This window comes from Ensifer sp. Root1252 (genome assembly GCF_001425885.1).
Lineage (GTDB): Bacteria > Pseudomonadota > Alphaproteobacteria > Rhizobiales > Rhizobiaceae > Ensifer > Ensifer canadensis.
In genome coordinates this window covers 1-19,394 of record NZ_LMDT01000057.1, presented here as the reverse complement: position 1 = coordinate 19,394, position 19,394 = coordinate 1, and the positions used below count along the sequence as shown (strand labels likewise).

The 19,394-nt window shown below is 62.3% G+C and carries 17 protein-coding genes and 1 pseudogene; 2 read left to right on the top strand and 16 right to left on the bottom strand.

Annotated features, from left to right (window positions below):
* Positions 1–10: 10 nt before the first annotated feature.
* From ASD02_RS33585 to ASD02_RS33545, 9 genes and pseudogenes are all read right to left on the bottom strand, one after another.
* Positions 11–442 (bottom strand): YHS domain-containing (seleno)protein, encoded by a 432-nt coding sequence (locus ASD02_RS33585; protein ID WP_107027573.1) that lies wholly within the window; start codon positions 440–442, stop codon positions 11–13.
* A 115-nt stretch (positions 443–557) separates the two neighbouring features.
* Complete coding sequence (locus ASD02_RS33580; protein WP_025424990.1) at positions 558–1,148, bottom strand: ankyrin repeat domain-containing protein; 591 nt, start codon at positions 1,146–1,148, stop codon at positions 558–560.
* 187 nt (positions 1,149–1,335) lie between these two features.
* Entirely contained in the window at positions 1,336–1,995 is a 660-nt protein-coding gene (locus ASD02_RS33575; protein WP_057210809.1) for an aspartate/glutamate racemase family protein, read from the bottom strand.
* Positions 1,992–3,455 carry an MFS transporter gene (locus ASD02_RS33570; RefSeq protein ID WP_057210807.1) on the bottom strand — a complete coding sequence of 488 codons (1,464 nt, stop codon included), beginning with the start codon at positions 3,453–3,455 and terminating at the stop codon, positions 1,992–1,994. The genes ASD02_RS33575 and ASD02_RS33570 overlap by 4 nt, the downstream gene beginning before the upstream one ends.
* A gap of 327 nt (positions 3,456–3,782) precedes the next feature.
* Positions 3,783–4,625 (bottom strand): MurR/RpiR family transcriptional regulator, encoded by an 843-nt coding sequence (locus ASD02_RS33565; RefSeq protein WP_025424989.1) that lies wholly within the window; start codon positions 4,623–4,625, stop codon positions 3,783–3,785.
* A 109-nt stretch (positions 4,626–4,734) separates the two neighbouring features.
* Entirely contained in the window at positions 4,735–5,655 is a 921-nt protein-coding gene (gene ppk2, locus ASD02_RS33560; RefSeq protein WP_057221769.1) for a polyphosphate kinase 2, read from the bottom strand.
* 135 nt (positions 5,656–5,790) lie between these two features.
* Complete coding sequence (locus ASD02_RS33555; protein ID WP_025424987.1) at positions 5,791–7,269, bottom strand: aldehyde dehydrogenase family protein; 1,479 nt, start codon at positions 7,267–7,269, stop codon at positions 5,791–5,793.
* 105 nt (positions 7,270–7,374) lie between these two features.
* A complete protein-coding gene (locus ASD02_RS33550; protein ID WP_057221768.1) occupies positions 7,375–8,580 on the bottom strand; it encodes an MFS transporter in 1,206 nt (401 codons plus the stop codon).
* A 262-nt stretch (positions 8,581–8,842) separates the two neighbouring features.
* Positions 8,843–9,323: pseudogene (locus ASD02_RS33545) on the bottom strand (DMT family transporter).
* A gap of 89 nt (positions 9,324–9,412) precedes the next feature.
* Here ASD02_RS33545 and ASD02_RS33540 point away from each other — a divergent pair.
* The gene (locus ASD02_RS33540) at positions 9,413–10,330 is read left to right on the top strand and encodes a LysR family transcriptional regulator (protein ID WP_025424985.1); all 918 of its coding nucleotides are present in this window, start codon (positions 9,413–9,415) and stop codon (positions 10,328–10,330) included.
* A gap of 153 nt (positions 10,331–10,483) precedes the next feature.
* On the opposite strand, the gene ASD02_RS33535 is transcribed toward ASD02_RS33540, so the two are convergent.
* The 7 genes from ASD02_RS33535 to ASD02_RS33505 all read right to left on the bottom strand — a co-directional run bounded on the left by ASD02_RS33535 (position 10,484) and on the right by ASD02_RS33505 (position 18,007).
* A complete protein-coding gene (locus ASD02_RS33535) occupies positions 10,484–11,518 on the bottom strand; it encodes a Tim44 domain-containing protein (protein ID WP_156408537.1) in 1,035 nt (344 codons plus the stop codon).
* 147 nt (positions 11,519–11,665) lie between these two features.
* Complete coding sequence (locus ASD02_RS33530; RefSeq protein ID WP_025424983.1) at positions 11,666–13,261, bottom strand: GMC family oxidoreductase N-terminal domain-containing protein; 1,596 nt, start codon at positions 13,259–13,261, stop codon at positions 11,666–11,668.
* Positions 13,262–13,422: 161 nt separating this feature from the next.
* Positions 13,423–14,418 carry a branched-chain amino acid ABC transporter permease gene (locus tag ASD02_RS33525; RefSeq protein ID WP_025424982.1) on the bottom strand — a complete coding sequence of 332 codons (996 nt, stop codon included), beginning with the start codon at positions 14,416–14,418 and terminating at the stop codon, positions 13,423–13,425.
* Complete coding sequence (locus tag ASD02_RS33520) at positions 14,411–15,298, bottom strand: branched-chain amino acid ABC transporter permease (protein WP_025424981.1); 888 nt, start codon at positions 15,296–15,298, stop codon at positions 14,411–14,413. The genes ASD02_RS33525 and ASD02_RS33520 overlap by 8 nt, the downstream gene beginning before the upstream one ends.
* A gap of 3 nt (positions 15,299–15,301) precedes the next feature.
* Positions 15,302–16,003 (bottom strand): ABC transporter ATP-binding protein, encoded by a 702-nt coding sequence (locus ASD02_RS33515; protein WP_025424980.1) that lies wholly within the window; start codon positions 16,001–16,003, stop codon positions 15,302–15,304.
* A 1-nt stretch (position 16,004) separates the two neighbouring features.
* Positions 16,005–16,787 carry an ABC transporter ATP-binding protein gene (locus ASD02_RS33510; RefSeq protein ID WP_057210885.1) on the bottom strand — a complete coding sequence of 261 codons (783 nt, stop codon included), beginning with the start codon at positions 16,785–16,787 and terminating at the stop codon, positions 16,005–16,007.
* 14 nt (positions 16,788–16,801) lie between these two features.
* Complete coding sequence (locus tag ASD02_RS33505; protein ID WP_025424978.1) at positions 16,802–18,007, bottom strand: ABC transporter substrate-binding protein; 1,206 nt, start codon at positions 18,005–18,007, stop codon at positions 16,802–16,804.
* A gap of 236 nt (positions 18,008–18,243) precedes the next feature.
* On the opposite strand from ASD02_RS33505, the gene ASD02_RS33500 reads away from it, so the two are divergent.
* Positions 18,244–19,188, top strand: coding sequence for a LysR family transcriptional regulator (locus tag ASD02_RS33500; RefSeq protein ID WP_025424977.1), 945 nt, complete (start codon positions 18,244–18,246; stop codon positions 19,186–19,188).
* Positions 19,189–19,394: the final 206 nt, after the last annotated feature.

Below are 19,394 nucleotides of genomic sequence, written 5' to 3'. Positions count from 1 at the left end.
CGCTATCCGGTCAGCGCGCCGCCTGCCAGGTCGTGCCGAGCTTTTCCGAAATGAGCGTGTTCTCCACTTCAGACCAGTGCTTCTTCGAATCGACCAGCTTGTTCGGGTTCTTCTCGAAGCCTTCTGCCGCACCCGGATCGTAGCTCAGGAACAGCTTGCCCTCGATGATGCGCCAGGCCTTCGGATCGATATTGGTGGTCACCGTGCCAAACGACACACCGTCGGCGCAGTAGCCGCCATATTGCGGGGCGTAGCGGGTGGGTTCGCGGATGAAAAGCTCACGGTTCTCGGCGCTGGCAAACTGCCAGTTCGCTCCGAGCCAGCGGTAGGAAAATTGCGGCGAGCCTTCGAGCGCCTTGCTCTCGGTGAAATAGGCGACCGGGTCGTAGCCCTTGATGGCGACATCGCCGAAGTAGCCGGTGTTGACGAGGTCTTCCGCCATTATCGGCCCGGACAGTGCCAGAAACGCCGTCGCAGCGAGGCCGACGGCGCATGCGTATCGATTGTAAAACATTCCTCTTCTCCGATTCCGGATGCGGCTGGCGCACGCTCTGGCGTCACTTCCGCTTCGTGCATTCGGTATAAAGCCAGTCGCCGACGAGGTCGGCCTTCTGGCAGGTGGCGCCCGCTTTCAGCAGAAGCTCGGCGGCGTCCCAGTGCGAGCGCCAGCCGGCCTGTGTCAGTGGCGTGTAGCCGTTGCGTTCCTTCGCCTCGACCTCGGCCTTTTGGGTAAGCAGCACAGCCACGACATCGGCGTGACCCTCCTCGGCTGCGGCATGAAGCGGCGACATCTTGTAGAAGTTCTTGGTGTCGTTGACGTCGGCGCCCTTGGCGAGCAGCAGCTTGACGGTGTCGAGATTGCCGCCATAGGCCGCGGCGTGCAGGGCGGTCAGCCCGCCCTTGTTGCGGATCTCGATGTCGCAGCCGCGATCGAGCAGCAGGGCGACGACATCCGGCCGTCCGGCAAGGGACGCGACCAGCAATGCCGGCTCGCCGGCCGTATCCGGCTCGGTGATGTCGGTACCCTGATCCAGCAACAGGGTGACGCGCTTGACGTCGCCGTCTCTTGCCGCGTCATGCAAGGGACCCGCAAAAGCCGCCGAGGTGAAAAACGCTAGCCCGGCGACCGAAGCACAAACATAGTTCATAGCGCCACCTCCGCCCCAGCTTCGGTTTTGCATGTAAGAATGTTCGAAAATATCACAGAGTCCTTGCCGTCAACAAGGTCAATCGCCCGGCAAGGAGCGGGGGGCGAGGCGTTTGCTTAGAGCACTACCAGGAAAAGCGCGAAGCGGTTTTCCAGTTCTGACGGTCGATATATCGATCTGATGCGGGTCACGCGTTGACCCGCATCAGATCGAGCACGCGCTCCACCGCACAAGGGATGGGGGCGATGATCGGCGTGGTGAAATGCGGCTGCAACTGTTCGGCCGCCTGGCCGAGCGGGCCGCCGCCGATGATGACGGCCTCGGCGCCATCAAGCTCGATGCATTGCCGCACCGCCTCGTCGAGTGCTTCCCGCAGCAGCTTTTCGTCGCCGGCAAGCGCGAGCGGATCGCCGGGCGTACAGCGGATGCCGGTATATTGGCCGGCAAGGCCGAGGTCGCGGGCGCGGTCGTCGATGGCCTCGATCAGGTCCGGCGTCGTGGTTGCGACGCCGAACTTGCGGCCGCTCAGCGCGGCTTCGATCATCGATGCCTCGCAGATGCCGACGACGGGGATGTCGACACGGTCCCTGAGGGTAGCAAGGCCGGGATCGCCGAAGGCACTGACGATGATGCCGAGGCAACCGGCGCCATGGGCCGCGCCGATCTCGATGACCTCGCCGGCCGCAGCGGTCAGCTGCTGCGGCGTGACGATCATCTGCGGGTTCCGCACGGCCGTGGCGACTGCCACGGCCGTGCGTCCGGTTACAGCCCGCTCAGCGATGGCGAGCATCATGCTGCTTGTTGCCTGCGAGCTGTTCGGGTTGATCAACAGGATATGTGCGGTCACGTTCTGACTTCCATGCCGACATTGACCTGTTTGGGCTCAGCCTTGGCGAGGTCGGCGTCCGCCGGCTGGTCCAGATCTTCCATCGACATGCCATAGGTCTCGGGACCGAGCTGGATGCAGAATGCGAAGACTGCGTACATGCCGGCTGCCAGCCCGAACACCCCGACCATGCCATAGGTGTCGAACAGCATGCCGGAGATCGTTGGCACGAAGGAGCCCGCGGCCGACCCTGTCGCCAGGATAAGTGCTACGCCGAAGGCGCGAATGCGTGTCGGGAAGAGCTCCGGCGCGTAGATCCAGATCGAGGTGTTGAGCAAAAGCACGAAGAACTGGAAGATCGCTCCAAACATCAGGACGAGGTAGATGTTGGTTCCGAGATAGGCGATCGAAATGGCCGCCAGGCACGCGAAGACCGCACCGAACGTCAGCACTTTCTTGCGCGGGAAATAATAGCCGAACATCGAGGCGGCGATGGCGCCGAGCACGCTGCCGCTCTGGATGATCATGCTGTAGAGCAGGCTGCCCTGCAGGGTGTAGCCCATCGACACGAAGATGATCGGCATCAATGTGAGCACCGATAGCTGGGCGCCGTAGCTCATCAGGATGGCGATTGCGACGGGAATGGTTCTGCCGATGAACGGTGCCCGGAAAAGCTCCTTCCAGTCGCTCTTGGCAGGTGCTTCGTCCTGGAGATGATCCTTGGTCAGGTATTCCTGAACCTTCAGATTGCGGGGCCGCAGTGATCCGGAGGCCAGAATCGACAGCACCTTGTTGGCCTCGTCGATCTTTCCCTGCGAAGCAAGGAAGCGCGGTGTCTCCGGCACAAACCGGCGATAGAAGACCACGAGCAGCGCGGGCAATGCCAGCGAGGCGAAAAGCCAGCGCCAGCTGTTTTCACCGGGAAAGAGCGTGAAGATCAACAGGCCGAAGGCGGGGGCAAGGAAGTTGCCGAAGCCGCCGGCGCCAACATTGACGAGGCCGGCCGCCGTCCCGCGGAATTTCGGCGAGCAGAATTCCGACAGCATCGTCACCGCGGTCGAGATTTCGCCGCCGACGCCGAAGCCGACAATGGCGCGGGCAAAGCACAGCGCTGCGAAATTCGGCGCGAGTGCGCAGGCGGCCGAGCCGATGGTGAAGAGCAGAAGGTTGATCGTCAGCATCACGCGGCGGCCGTAGCGATCGCCGAGAATGCCCGACAGCAACCGGCCGAGAGCGGCGCTGCCGAAGGTGATGGTGTTGAGGAAGCCGATATCCGTGCCGGTCAGGCCCCAATGTTCCTTGAGGATCGGGCCGGCGACGCCGATGGTGTTCTGCTCGAAACTGTCGAACAGGCAGCCGATCAGAACCAGGGCGATGATCTGTTTGTGGGCGCCGGTGACGCCGATCTTGGTGAAGGCTGATTCCAATTGTCGAATGACCGGCGAAGACTTGCCGGACGGCACCATATTTTCCGCTGCCATGGTTTGTTCCCCTTTATGGCTTAACTGGCGTGAAAACTTAGTTTCATGATGCTATATCAAGAAATCACAGTTTCATACAAGAATCTTGCTCCGAAACGGATGAGCCGGACGTTTCGCGCCTGACGGGCGCTCTTGCCGGACAGCACAATTCACCTTCGAAACAACGCCATTGAGGAATGCAGGTTTCATGCCAAAAGGTTAGAAACTACAGTTTCTCCTTTTCAATCAAAGATATGGAGCGCCGTTGGTCGGTATCTACGACTTGAAACTGTGGTTTCTTGTGATCGAATAATGCACTGCTGTTTCAGGCAGATGCCCAAACAACGATCACAGCTCTTCGAGCGCGTCGTTTAACGCTTCGATGCCGCGCAGACGGTTGCGGCCGCTGATGCCTGCCGTTTCGATGCAACGCGTCGTCAGCAGATGGCAGAGCGCCATGACCGAGACGTGGTTGAAGAGCGGCCCGGGTGCCAGCGTCTGGCAGCGGAAATGCCACTCGGCCTGGCTGAGGAAGGGCACGCCCTCGTCGGTGATATAAAGCAGGCGGGCACCGGATTTTTCCACCTGGTTGATGAGCGCATCCATCAGGGCGATGCGGCGGCGCAGGCCGAAGACGATGACGACGTCGTCGGGCGTGAAGCTGACGAGATGTTCGCCCAGCGTCTGGCCGCCTCCGGGAATGGCCGAGATGTTCTCGATCACCTGCGTCAGCTGCCATTGCAGATAGGTGGCGAAGGAGTGGCTGGCACGAAAGCCGATGACCCAGACCTTGCGTGCCTTCAACAGCGCTGCCGACGCAGCGTTGATCTGTGTTTCCGATATCGCAAGGAAGGTCGCCTCGATATTGGCGACCCCTTGGGCCACATGGGCGGTAACGGATTGCTCGCCGGCCGTATCGGCGCTTGTCGCCAGGAAGAGCCGTGATCCCGTCTGCTTGTCGGCGCGCGCATGGCGGCGCGCCTCTTCGTAGTTTTCATAGCCGAGCCGCTGGATGAAACGCGATACGGTGGCCTTCGACACATGCGCCAGTGCCGCCAGCTCCTGGGCGGAATAGCTGGCGACCTCGCCGGGAAAGTCGCAGAGAAAGTCTCCAAGGCGTCGCTCTGCCGGATGGAGTTCCGGCAGGACCTGACGAACGCGAGTGAGGAAGGATCGCTCTTTGGGACTCATTGCCAATTCCATGAAACTGTCGTTTCACGGACTGTCCGATTTCCACGGGGTGTTTGCAAGTGCGCAGGCCCGGAAAGCCAGGCCTGCGCCATTTCGCGTTGACGTCGCCTTAGTATTTTGACGGCACGTAGAGTTCAGGCGGCAGCACCTTGCGTTCGTAGTCCGGGTTGAACACCCGCTCCGGCAGGGTGATCTCCTCGTGCGGCACATCCTCATAGGGGATCTGCTGCAGCAGGTGGTCCATACAGTTCAGCCGCGCCCGCTTCTTGTCGTTGCCTTCGACGATGTGCCACGGCGCCTCGGGGATGTTCGTTCTGGCGAAGGTCTCTTCCTTGGCCTTGGTATAGGCCTCCCAGCGCACGCGCGATTGCAGATCCATCGGTGACAGCTTCCACTGCTTCAGCGGGTCGTGGATGCGCACCAGGAAGCGCATCTGCTGCTCCTCGTCGGTGATCGAGAACCAGTATTTGACCAGCCGGATGCCGGAGCGCACCAGCATGCGCTCGAACTCCGGCACGTCGTTGAAGAACTGCTCGACCTGGTCTTCGCTGGCAAAGCCCATGACGCGCTCGACGCCGGAGCGATTGTACCAGGAGCGGTCGAACAGCACGATCTCGCCGCCGGCCGGTAGATGCGGCACGTAGCGCTGGAAATACCACTGGGTCTTTTCGCGGTCCGATGGGGCGGGCAAGGCCGCGACCCTGACGACACGCGGATTGAGCCGCTGGGTGATGCGCTTGATCACGCCGCCCTTGCCGGCGGAATCGCGCCCCTCGAAGATCACCACGACCTTTTCCTTGTGGTGCACGACCCAGTCCTGCAGCTTGATCAGCTCGGACTGCAGCGCGATCAGAGCGCGGAAATAGTCGATGCGTGGCAGCGACGGCGGGTGGCTCTTGCGGTAGATCTTGCGGATCTCTTCCGAAAGCGCCGGCTCGGAAAGCTCGAGTTCATAGTCTTCATCGAGCGTATCGGTGAGTTCCGCCTCGAGCCAATCCTGTCCTTCGAAGTCGCCAGTTGATCTGTTCATCGCATCCCTCCAGCGCGCAAATCGCGCAATGCGGCAGCCCCGCGGCATGATGCTGCCGTCATCTGGCTTATTCCATAGCCGCATGAAGGGAATTTGACGCTGTCCTTGGCGGCCGACGCCGTGCTGCGGGGCGCTCTACGCCTTGATGTACCAGCCCCACGGCTCGTCGGTATCGAAGCTGGTGATCTGCTTGGTCTCCAGATAGTTGGAAAGGCCCCAGCGACCGAGTTCGCGACCGATACCCGATTGCTTGTAGCCGCCCCAGGGCGCCTCGGGGAAGGTCGGTTGCGAGCAGTTGATCCAGATGATGCCAGCGCGTAGCGCCCGGGCGACGCGTTCGCAGCGCTCCTTGTCCTCGGACATGACCGCCGCGGCAAGGCCGAAGCGGCTGTCGTTGGCCATGCGCACCGCATCGGCCTCGTCCGCGAACGGCTTGACGCAGACGACAGGCCCGAAGATCTCCTCGCGCCAGACATAGCTGTCTTCGCTCATGTCGGTCAAAACGGTCGGCTCGATGAAGTAACCGCTGTTGAAACCGGCGGGCCTGCCGCCGCCCGCCGCGATGGTGGCGCCGTCCTGGCGGGCGCGGTCGATCGCGGTCAGGATCTTGTCATATTGTCCCTTGGAAACGATTGGCCCGAGCAATGTGCCCTCGTCGAGGCCGTTGCCGATGGTGATCTTGCCCGCCTCTTCGCAGAGCCTTTTGACGACGGTATCGTAGATCGGTTCCTCGATGAGCACGCGCGAGGTTGCCGAGCAGACCTGCCCCTGGTTCCAAAAGATGCCGAACATGATCCATTCGACGGCCTTTTCGATATCGCTGTCGGCAAAGACCACGAAGGGCGACTTGCCGCCAAGCTCGAGGCTGATGTTCTTGATGTCCTGGGCGCCGGCCATCATCACCTTTCGCCCTGTCGGTACCGAGCCGGTAAAGGCGAGTTTGTCGACCAGCGGGTGCTCGGTCAGCGGCTGGCCGGCATCCTGGCCGGTGCCGGTGACGATGTTGAGCACGCCGGGCGGAAGCTCGACCTCCTCGGCGATTGCGCCCAGTTCCAGAGCCGTCAGCGGCGTCAGCTCGGACGGTTTCAGCACCATGGTGCAGCCGGCGGCAAGCGCCGGCGCCACCTTCCAGGAAACCATCAGCAACGGATAGTTCCAGGGCGTGATCGCGCCGACGATGCCGAGCGGTTCGCGGATGGCACGGGCTCTGAACCTGGTGTCGCCGACGGCGATCGTTTCCTCCGGGTTGGCGTCGAGTTCCTCGGCAAGCCCGGCATAGTAGCGGAAGCACCCGGCGGCATCGTCGATATCCCACAGTGCTTCCGGCAGCGGCTTGCCGTTATCGGTGACTTCGAGATGCGCCAGCGCATGGCGTCTTTCCTCGATCTTCTCGGCAATCGCGCGGAGATAGACGGCCCGCTCCGTGCCGGTAAGCTTCGGCCATGGGCCGCTGTCGAAGGCGATGCGGGCAGCTTTGACGGCGCGGTCGATATCGTCGTAGGTGGCGGCCGGCACGCGGTGGATGACCTCCTCCGTTGCCGGATCGATCACGTCGAGCATACCGCCGCGGCGGGGTTTCTCCCATTTTCCGTCAATGAATAGTTTGTCTCGCATGCCCGTGCCCTCATTTCAGCCCGGGAGAGTATGACCCGCACGGTGGCGATCGCGCCAGCCGCCGGCCATACTTTTTCTGGGCCATGTCGCTTTCGGTTCAGGCCCTTACGATCTTCGGCAAGGTCTGAAGGCAAGAAACGGAAGAACGGGAAGGATAGCGCCGGCACTGGCGACGAACCAGAACTGCCGAAGCGTCATCCAGCCGCCGCTGTGCAAGGTGCCGGCGAGGACGCCCGCCACCATGAACAGATCCATCAACGGCAGGCTCAGCGCATAGAAGACGGCCTGGCGCTCAAGGTTCAGCCGCTGCTGGAGCAGCGTGAAATAGGCGGCAAAAGCCACCATCTCCGGTATGCCGCCGATGATCAGCACCACCGTCGCCAACGCATGGGTCGGGGCGAAGACCAGCGCAAGCGTCGTCACGCCTTCGAGAAGGCTTGCGACGAGATAGGCCATCAGCAGCGAGTGTGTATCGATCAGCGTTCGCGCCAGGCGGTTTGAGACCAGCGCGCCGATGACGGCACCCGTCCCTTGCGCTGCAAGCAGCACGGTCCACGTGGCGGCGCCAAGCCCGAACTGGTCGTGATTGAGCCAGAACAGGAAGGGCTGCAGCGCGCCGAGAGAAATCATGTAGCCGAGAGCAGGCAGGACGAGTACCCAAAGAACCGGGTTCTCGCGCATGGTCGCCGCGGCCTCTCGGAAAAGACCGGATCGAGCGGCTGGCTCCCGTTTGACCCGCATCTGCTCCGGTGTTGCAACGCCCCGGCAAAGGGCGAACGCGGCCACGAGGTGGCCGGCTGCAAGCGCAAGGAAGGTGAGGGCAGGGGATATAACCGTCAGCATGAGACCTGCCGTCGGCGGGCCAAAGATTTTGGCGAGACGATCGATCGTCTGAAACGTCGTGTTGGCTTCCATATTGCGGCCGGAAGGCACGGCGGCGGCGCGCAACGCCAGCAGGCCTGGAACGACAATCGTGTCTGCAAGGCCGATTGTCAGAACCACCATCTGAAGCGTGCCTGCGTGTTCGACGCCGGCAAGGGCGAAGAGGCACAATGCAGTGACGATCAGCCCCGCACCAACGGGCAGCCGAGAGCCCGCGCGGCGGATCAGGCTGGCGGCAGCCGGGGCAAACAGGATGCGCGGTGCGAGCCGCAGCGCAAGGCTGCCGACAAGGTCTGTGCCGGTGCCGAACCGTTGGGCGACGAGAAGTGGCAGTGCTGCGACCAGCATCCACGAGCAGAAGGAATAAAAGGCGAGAGCGAACCCGACGCGCCGGAAGTCGGCCGATTTCCAGGGGGATGGCGATGTCATAACGAGCCCGAATGGCAGTCGATTGCCTCGCGCTCCCGATCATCGTGGCGACCTGTCGTTGGGCCGTGCCGTCGATCTAGGAGAAGGAGATCAATCGAATCAACGAAGACCAGCCCGTGAGACACGGGCGACTTTGGGCTCGCTGCTGCAAGCCCCGCCTTGCGGGGCTCGTCACGCCATCAGGTGTGGTTCGGTCGACATGACCGTGTGTTAACATGCTTGCGGGGTCAGCGACAAGAATTGTGGTTGGAGGCGTGCATGCTCACCGGGCCTGGCTTGCCAGCGCGGGCATGGTGCTTGCAATTTGCGTGATGACCATACCGCCGATGATCAGCGCAACGCCGACGAGGCGGGCGAGGCTGACCGGCTTTTCCGGAAAGCCCATCAGGCCGAAATGATCGATGACGACAGAGACCGCCATCTGTCCGGCGATCACCGCGACAATGAAACTGGCGGCGCCGAGTTTTGGGGCGAGCAGCAGTGCGGCAGTGATGTAGATGACGGCCGCCGATCCAGATCCACCAGGGACCCTTCAGTGTCTCACCGAGCGTTGGCATCGGTACGCGAACGGCGATCATGATGGGAATGATGAGGGCGAGGCTGGCGCCGAGCGAAACGACCGTCGCCCAGAGGGGATGACCGATTAACCGGCCAAGCATGGCGTTGGCGCCGGGCTGGAACGGCACGACGGCTCCGGCGAAGACAGCGGCGAGGATGAGGAGGAGTGATCCGGCATTTGGCATGACAATATTCCGATCTGTTTGACCGCCCGATGGTTCATCATCCAAATGAAGAATGGAAATTCGCAGTTCGCACGATCTATATTCGTTGAATGAATAATCTGACTGGAATCGATCTGAACCTGCTGGTCGTGCTCGATGCGTTGCTGACTGAGCGCCATGTCTCGCGTGCGGCAGTCCGTCTGAACAAGAGCCAGCCTGCGGTCAGCCATGCGCTGGCGCGCTTGCGCGAACTCTTCGATGATCCCCTGCTGGTGCGCCACGGCGGGCGGCTGGAGCCGACCATACGGGCGCTTGAGCTCGCGCCACGGCTCGTGGAGGCCATGGGTCGCGTGCGGTCGTTGCTTGCGCCCGCAGGTTTTGATCCCGCAACGGAGCGGCATGTGTTCCGATTGGCAATGTCGGATTACGGGGCTGCCGTTCTGCTGCCGAAGCTGATGGCGACCCTGCGGGCCGAGGCACCATATATCGATCTGATCGTCAGCCAGGCGAGCCGCGAGGTCATGGCGTCGCAGGTGGTGGACGGCGAGATCGATCTGGCGCTGGGCGTGTTCCCGACGCACGGCGGAGGCATCCGATCATCGTTGCTCTTTCGGGAAAGCTTTGCCTGCCTTGCCGACGCGTCACAGCTTGGCGGATCGCTGGCCATCGATCTTGGTGACTATCTCGCCCGACCGCATGTGCTGGTGTCATTGCGTGGCGACGCCGGCAACGAGATCGATCTTGCGCTCGCGGCGACCGGCAAGACGCGCCGCATCTGTCTTGCGGTTCCGCATTGGAGCGTCGCACCGGGCTTGGTGCGCGGCACGGATCTTGTCCTGACCGTGGCGCGCCGCATCCTTCCACAGGGGGACGGTCACGGGCTGGTCGTCTTCGAGCCGCCCTTTGCCATTCCGCTGTTCGACTTCGAGCAGATCTGGCATCGTCGTCGCGACGGCGATCTGGGGCATCGCTGGTTGCGGACGCTGATCGAGCGCCTTCTCGGCGATGAGGAGCCGGTTGCGGGCTGATGCGGAGTTATCACTCGTCTGCGTCCTTGCACGAACCAGGTGGGCCTGCGCTTCACCCCGTCGCGCGCTAGAGTCGGGCGGTGTCGCAAGCGCAAAAAAAGACCCGGTCGGATGGGCCGGCCGGGTCTCAAAGGTTTTGGATTGTTGGCGCTATCAGGCGTGCCCGACGCCCTGGATCGCCGACACCTGCCATTCGCCTTCGGGCTTGCGTACGAAGGTCCAAAGCTCGACGGCTTCGGTCAGGTTGTCCGGATCGCCGCTGATCACCTTGCCGGTCGTACGGTCGCGCATGACGTCGATGCTCTCGTAGCGCATGGCGACGGTCGCGAAGTCGGTGCCGTTTTCCGACCAGGCCTCGGCGACATCGCCCTGGACGAGATGGACTTCGGTGACGTCGTTCTTGACGCCGCTGGTGGCGTTGTCGCTGAGTTCTTCGGCCAGGTAGGACATGGCTTCCGGCGTCGTCAAACGACGCAGGGTGCCGTAGTCCTCTGCCGCATAGGCTGCTTGAACGTCCTTCAGCATCTTCTCGAACTGTTCGAGATCGGACTGGCCGACACCGATTTCATCGGCCGGGCCGTCGGTGACGGGGGCTGGTGTCGGTACGACGGTCGGGCGTGCACTCGATTGGCCGCCTGCCTGGCCACCGCCGATGCTCGGGATCTTGAACGACGGTACGCCAGTCGAAGGCGAGTGGGCCGACGAACGCTCGGACGGACCGGCATAGGCCGGCTGGCGGTTGCGGCCGAAGAAGCGCATAGCGAGCATGATCACGCCACCGATCAACAGCATCTGCACGATCAGGCCGAGGAAGCCGGCAGCACCGCCGAAGCCGCCGCCCATCAGCATGCCGATCAGGCCGCCGACCATGAGGCCACCGAGGAGCGAACCACCGAAGCCGCTGAAGAAGCCGGGCCGTGCGTTGGGCGTGTTGGCGCCGGCGGGGCGCGTCTGAGCTGCCCCGGGATTGGTCGTCGTTGGGCCGGCGTCCTGGCGCGGCGTCATCGTGCGGTCGATCGGTGCCGCGTTTGTCGGCGCGGTGCGGGTGGCTGGCGGCTGCGAAAAGGTGCGCGTGCCACGGCTGCCGAAGCCGCCGCCCGAGCGCCGGGCCTCGGCGACATCCACAACCGTGAGCGCGACAGTGAGACCGATCGCCATCATCGCCAGAGCTCGTCCAAAACGCTGCATTGCCATTCAAACCCCTTGTATTGTGCTTGGGCCCATGAGGCCTTCACGGGCTCATATAGAGGTTCCGGTCCCGGAATTTAAGGTTTTCGAGTCGCTTTTGGCCTGGTTTACCGTAATCCCGACGGTGAAATCGGCCCGGAAAAGCCCTCAGCGGTTGGCTTCCAGGATCATCGTCGCCGCTTTTTCGGCGATCATGATCGTCGGCGAATTGGTGTTGCCCGAGGTGATTGTCGGCATGATCGAGGCATCGGCAATCCGCAGGCCTTGCAGGCCACGCAGCCGCAATTCCGGGTCGACGACGCTTTCCGGATCCGCGCCCATCCGGCAGGTGCCGACCGGGTGGAAGATCGTCGTGCCGATATCGCCGGCAGCACGCCGCAGATCCTCGTCGCTCTCATAGGAAGGTCCCGGCTTGAACTCGGTCGGGTTGAAACGGGCGAAGGATGGCTGGCTGACGATGCGACGCGTCAGGCGAATGGAACGGACCGCGACATCGCGGTCGGCCTCTGCCGTCAGATAGCGCGGGCGAATGTCGGGTGCTGCGGCGAAATCGGGCCCTTTGAGATGCACCGACCCCCGGCTTTCGGGGCGAAGATTGCAGACGCTGGCGGTAATCGCCGGAAAGGGATGAACCGGCTCGCCGAACTTTTCGAGCGTCACCGGCTGGACGTGATATTGCAGGTCCGGCGTTTCCTTCTCGGGGCCGGAACGGGTGAAGATGCCGAGCTGGCTCGGTGCCATGGCCATCGGGCCTGAGCGCCTGGCGAGATATTCGAGGCCGATCGCCGCCTTGCCGAGAAACGTGCTTGCCTTCTCGTTCAGGGTCGGCACCCCGGTCACCTTGTAGGCGAGGCGCAGTTGCAGATGATCCTGCAGGTTTTCGCCGACGCCGGCCAACTCGTGCCGGACCTCGATCCCATTATCCCTCAGGACATTGCCCCGGCCAACACCGGAAAGCTCCAAGATCTGCGGCGAGCCGATGGCGCCCGCCGAAAGAACGGTTTCGCGGCGACAACGAACACGCTTGACCAAACCATCGTGCTGGAATTCGACGCCGGCGATGCGACCTTCCTCGATCACCAGCCGCCGGACATGCGCCTTGGTCAGAATGGTGAGATTGCTCCGGCCGCGTGCGGGCCGCAGAAACGCCTTTGCCGTGTTCCAGCGGATGCCGGAACGCTGGTTGACGTCGAAATAGCCGGAGCCTTCATTATTGCCGCGGTTGAAATCGGGCGTTTCCGGGATGCCGGCCTCGGTCGCTGCCTTCTGGAAAGCGTCAAGCACGGCCCAGCGAACGCGCGCCTTCTCTACCCGCCACTCGCCGCCGGCGCCATGCATTTCGTCGGCGCCGCGATAGTGGTCTTCCGATTTGCGGAAGTGCGGAAGGACGTCATCCCAGCCCCAACCGGTGCACCGGAGCTGGCGCCAGTGATCGTAGTCGCGCGCCTGGCCACGCATGTAGATCATGCCGTTGATCGACGAGCAGCCGCCGAGCACCTTGCCACGCGGGTAGCCGAGAGCACGACCGTTCAACCCTTCCTCTGCAGCTGTGGTGAAACACCAGTCGGTGCGGGGGTTGTTGATGCAATAGAGATAGCCGACCGGAATGTGGATCCAGTGATAGTTGTCGCTGCCGCCGGCCTCGAGCAGCAGGACGCGGCGATCCGGGTTTTCGGAAAGGCGGTTGGCCAGAACGCAACCGGCGCTACCCGCTCCGACGACGATATAGTCGAACGTGTCCATGGGCTCATCACTCTCTTGTCGATGCCCGGTCCGGCCGTGAGCCAATGTCTCCGACCTGTCTAGAGAGCGTTTCCGGTTAAACGGCGTCGCGGAAACGCTCTAGCTCTCTGTTTTTACGCATTTCCTGACGGAAAACCGCTTCGCACTTTTCCTGGAAATGCTCAGTGTCGATGTTCAAAGCCGAGCTTGCGGCCGAGCCTCGAATTATAGAACTCGCCGACGATACCGCGCCGGAAGAGCAGCACGCAGACCATGAAGACCAGGCCGGTAATGATGGTGACCGGGAATTCGGAGGTCGCGAGATAGTTCTGCAAGGTCACGACCAGGCCGGCGCCGAACAGCGGTCCGATCAGCGTGCCGATACCGCCGAGCAGCGTCATGAGGATGACCTCACCGGACATCTGCCAGCTGACGTCGGTCAGCGTCGCGAACTGGAAGACCAGCGCCTTCACGCCGCCGGCAAGGCCGGTGAGTGCCGCCGACATGACGAAGGCCGCAAGCTTGTAGTTGCGCACGGAGTAGCCGAGCGACACGGCGCGCGTCTCGTTCTCCCTGATCGATTTCAGGATCATGCCGAAGGGCGAGTGAATGATCCGCCAGATGATCGCCACGCCGATGATGAAGACTCCGAGCACGAAGTAATACATGTTCGCCGACTGGCTGAGATCGATGAAGCCGAAGAGATGGCCGCGCGGCACGGACTGGATGCCGTCCTCGCCCTTGGTAAACTCGGCCTGCAGGCAGAAGAAATAGAACATCTGCGCCAGCGCCAGCGTGATCATGGCGAAGTAGATGCCCTGCCTGCGGATAGCGAGGAAACCGATGATCGCGCCAAGAAACGCGGCTCCTGCGACACCGACGAGAATGCCGAGTTCCGGCGGCAGCCCCCATTCCTTCACCGCATGGGCGGTGAAATAGGCGGCGCCGCCGAAGAAGGCCGCGTGTCCGAAGGACAAGAGGCCGGTGTAACCGAGCAGCAGGTTGAAGGCGCAGGCAAAGAGCGCGAAGCACAGCAGCTTCATCAGGAATACGGGATAGAAGAACAGAGGGGCGAGCACCAGCAGCGCAAGACCCGCCGCCAGGAAGATCGTTTGTGCGACGACCGGCTTCTTTTCCCTGGGCTTATCGATATCGAGTGTCAGTGTCATATCAAACATCCCGGCCGAAGAGGCCTGCCGGCCGTATCAGGAGAACGATGGCCATGATCACGAAGATCACGATGTTGGAGGCTTCGGGGTAGAACACCTTGGTCAACCCCTCGGCAACGCCAAGCAGATAGCCGGTGATGATTGCTCCCATGATCGAGCCCATACCGCCGACCACCACCACGGCGAAGACGACGATAATGATGTTCGATCCCATCAACGGCGAGACCTGGTAGATCGGCGCCGCAAGCACCCCGGCAAGGGCGGCAAGTGCAGCCCCCAGCGCGTAGGTGAGCGTCAACAGGAACGGCACGTTGATGCCGAAGGACTGGACGAGAATAGGGTTTTCTGTCGCCGCCCGCAGATAGGAGCCGAGCTTGGTCTTTTCGATCACCAGCCAGGTGCCGATGCAGACGACGAGCGAGAAGGCGATCACCCAGCCGCGATAGACGGGCAGGAACATGAAGCCGAGATTGGTGCCGCCGGCAAGGGCTGCCGGCGTGGCATAGGGCTGGCCCGAAGCGCCATAGAGATAGCGAAAGGTGCCTTCGATCGTCAGCGCCAGGCCGAAGGTGAAGAGCAGGCCATAAAGCGGATCGAGCGTGTAGAGCCTTCTCAGCATCGTGCGCTCGATGACGGCGCCGACAAGCCCGACGGCAAGCGGTGCCACGATCAGCGCCGGCCAGTAGCCGATGCCGAAATAGGAAAGCAGCATCCAGGCGAAGAAGGCGCCGAGCATGTATTGCGCGCCGTGAGCGAAGTTGATGACGCGCAAGAGGCCGAAGATGATCGCAAGGCCGAGGCTCAGGAGTGCATAGAACGAGCCGTTGATCAGGCCGATCAGCAGTTGGCCGAGGAAGGCTTGCAGTGGAATTCCAAAGATCATGGTCATGGCTCAGACCCCCAGCACGTCATGCAGCATGCCCATGCGATCGGAGAGCTCCGAGACCGGAAACTCGCCGACCATGCGGCCATGATCCATCAGGTAGAAACGGTCGGCAACCTTGCTGGCGAAGCGGAAGTTCTGTTCGACCAGAAGAACGGTCATGCCGCGCTCCTTCAATGTCTTGAGCACGTCGCCGATGCGCTGGACGATGACCGGGGCGAGTCCCTCGGTCGGTTCGTCGAGCAGCATCATGCGCACGCCGGTTCTCAAGATCCGGGCAATCGCCAGCATCTGCTGTTCGCCGCCGGAAAGCTTGGTGCCCGGGCTGTTGCGGCGCTCGTGCAGATTGGGAAAAAGCTCGAAGATTTCGTCGACCGTCATGCCGCCCTTGGCCACGGCCGGCGGCAGCAGCAGGTTTTCATAGACCGAGAGCGTCGAGAAGATGCCGCGCTCCTCGGGGATGAAGCCGAGGCCGCGATGGGCGACCCGGTGCAGCGGAACCTTGATCAGGTCCTCGCCAGAAAAATCGATCGCGCCCTTGCGATTGCGCACGATTCCCATGATCGAGCGCAGGGTGGTGGTCTTGCCGACGCCGTTGCGCCCGAGCAGGGTGACCATCTCGCCTTCGCCGACCGTCATGTCGACGCCGTGCAGGATGTGGCTTTCGCCGTACCAGGCGTTGAGGCCGGAGACTTTCAGCAGCGGTTTCATCTCAAGCCTCCTCGGTGCCCATGTAGGCGGTGCGCACCCGCGGGTCGGCCGACACTTCTGCATAGTCGCCCTCGGCGAGGATTTCTCCCCGCTGCAGCACGGTGACGTGGTGGCAAAGGGTCGAGACGACGGAAAGATTGTGCTCGACCATCAGCACGGCGCGTTCGCGCGCCACCTCGCGGATGATCTCGGCCACCATGCCGACATCCTCGTGGCCCATGCCGGCCATCGGCTCGTCGAGCAAGAGAACCTTCGGGTCGAGCGCCAGCGTGGTGGCGATCTCCAGCACCCGCTTGCGGCCATAGGAAAGATCGGCGGCAACCGCGTTTCTTTCCTTATCGAGACCAACGGAGCGGATGAGCTGATCGGCCTTTGCCGTCAGCCCGTCGAGCGCCGACATCGGCTTCCAGAACTGGGTGGCAAGTCCGTTCGGCCGCTGCAGCGCCACCCGCACATTTTCGAGCACGCTCATATGCGGAAACACCGCCGAGATCTGGAACGAGCGCACCAGCCCCATGCGCGCCACCTTGTCCGGCGCCATGCGGGTGATGTCTTCGCCGAGCAGCGTGATCGTGCCGTCGGTCGGCTGCAGGAACTTGGTCAGAAGGTTGAAGACGGTCGTCTTGCCGGCGCCGTTCGGACCGATCAGTGCGTGGACCCGTGCATCGTGGACGTCGAGGTTGACGTTGTTGACGGCGGTGAAACCGCCGAAATCGCGACGGAGACCGCGGGCGGACAAAACCACCCGCGGCGCTCCATTCTGTTCTGGCAAGACAGCGGTCATCGCGATCCGACCGCTCACGACTTCACGAGGTCGCAGCCGCTCTTGGCCGGATCGATGAAGGCGTCGGAACCGGGGATGGTGGCGAGCACTTTGAAATAGTCCCAGGGCTCCTTGCTTTCGTCCGGCTTTTTCACTTCCAAGAGATACATGTCGTGGATCATGCGGCCGTTCTCGGCGACCTTGCCGTTTTCGGCAAAGACGTCGTTGACGGGCAGCGCACGCAGTTCCTTCGAAACGGCATCGCCGTCATCGCTGCCGGCCTTTTCGATCGCCTTCAGATAGGAAAGCACGGCGGAATAGGTGCCGGCATGGACCATGTTCGGCATCTTGCCGGTGCGCTCCATGAAGCGCTTGCCGAATTTTGCCGTTTCCTCGTTGCGGTTCCAGTAGAAGCCTTCGGTCAGCGTCAACCCCTGTGCCGCTTCAAGGCCGAGGCCATGGACTTCCGCGAGCGTGAAGAGCAAGGCCGCCAGGCGCTGGCCGCCCTGGACGATGCCGAATTCGGCGGCCTGCTTGATGGCGTTGGAGGTATCGAGGCCGGCATTGGCGAGGCCGATGACCTTGGCGCCGGAAGACTGCGCCTGCAACAGGAAGGATGAGAAGTCGGTGGTCGCCAGCGGATGGCGAACCGAGCCGACGACGGTGCCGCCGTTTTCCTTGACGTAGTTGCCGGTGTTTTCCTCGAGCGAGTAACCGAAGGCGTAGTCGGCGGTCAGGAAGAACCAGCTGTCGCCGCCCTGCTTGACCAGCGCGCCACCGGTGCCGACCGCAAGCGCATGGGTGTCATAGGCCCAGTGGAAACCATAGGGCGAGCATTGCTTGCCGGTAAGCTCTGTGGTGGCAGCGCCGGTATTGATGGTGATCTTCTTCTTTTCCTTCGACAGTGCCTGGACGGCGAGGCCGACCGAAGAACTCGTCAGCTCCATGATGCTGTCGACCTGCTCGGTGTCGTACCATTGCCGGGCGATGTTGGAGGCGATGTCGGCCTTGTTCTGGTGGTCGGCGGTAATCACTTCCACCGGCACACCCAGAACCTTGCCGCCGAAATCCTCGACCGCCATCAGCGCTGCCTCGTAGGAGGATTTGCCGCCGAAATCGGCATAGACGCCGGACTGGTCGTTCAAGATGCCGATCTTGACCTTGCCGTCGGATGCATCGGCGAGCGCCGCGGTGCTGCTGGCAAGCATCATGGCAAATGCGGTAAGCAGTTTCTTCGTCATCGTGTCCTCCTCCAAGGGTCATCAGTCCGGCACAAACCATGCGAAATCCCGCTCGGCTCCGGCAAGCGCATGGCGTTGCCGGACCATCGGTCCCGTTCTGTTCAAATTTGGCCAGACATGCTCCTCAGATGTCGGCTCCGACGATACAATCCGGAAAAATTCGCTTGGACGCAAGCGCTGCTGCCCGTAAATTGCAAACAGGGTCTGTTCATTTTCGAACAGATGGGGGCAGCGAGATGAATCCGAACTTCACCTGGGACGACCTGCAGTTCTTTCTGGCGGTCGCCCGCACCGGGCAATTGTCGACCGCGGCAAGGCGGTTGCGCACCAGCCACGCGACGGTTTCCCGTCGGATCGACCGGCTGGAATTTGCGCTCAAGGTCAAGCTGTTCGAGCGCAATCCGCGCGGCTACGTGCTGACGGCGATCGGCCAGCGGTTCGTCGAGACCGCCGAGCGCATCGAGCGCGAGACCGAGCAGCTGCAGCTCGATATCAGCGACGGCCTGACGGCGCAGCGCGGCGTCGTCAGGCTGAGCACACTCGAAGGTTTCGGTAACTTCTTCCTGTCGGACAGGCTTTCGAGCTTCGCCGCGACCTACCCCAACATTTCGCTGGAGCTGGTGGCGATCCAGCAGATCATGTCGCTGTCGCGCAAGGAGGCGGATCTGTCGGTGGCGCTGACGGCGCCAAAGGCCGGCCCTTACCATTCAGAGGTGCTGACACCCTATACGCTGCATGTCTATGGTTCCCGCAGCTATCTCGCCAGTCATCCGCCGATCAGGAGCCGCAACGATCTCGCTGCCCATCGTTTCGTGGGTTACATCGAAGACATGATCTTCGCGCCCGGGCTCGATTATCTCGGCGAGATCCAGCCGGGCCTCAGGGCGCATTTTCAGAGTTCCAGCATCCTCACGCAGCTGAAGGCCGTACGCCAAGGGCTTGGCCTCTGTGTGCTGCCGCATTTTATGGCGCGCGACGAAAAGGACATTGAGATCGTGCTGCCCGACGAGATCGAGTTGAAGCGGACCTATTGGATGATCTGCCACCGCGACTTGATTGCCGTGCCGCGGGTGAGGGCGGTGCGCGAGTTTCTGACGCAGATCGTGCGGGAGAACCGGGGGTGTTTCAGCCGCGAGCGAGTGTTGGCGGTGGTGCCAGGTGGTCTGGCGCTGCGGCCATAATCGGCTGCCGGCCAGATCCCTTCCGCGGTTCCCTGGCTCTTGGCAACGCTTTTTGACCGATTGGCCAATGATTCTGGTTTTGGTTTTGCTGGTCTGGTGATGCGGAGCGGGCTGTTGATAACTCTCGCTTCCAATTCGTTTGTATTTTCAGAGTGTTGTTCGATCTTGTCGATTTTTTGCGATTGCCTGTTGACGTGTTCGGTGAG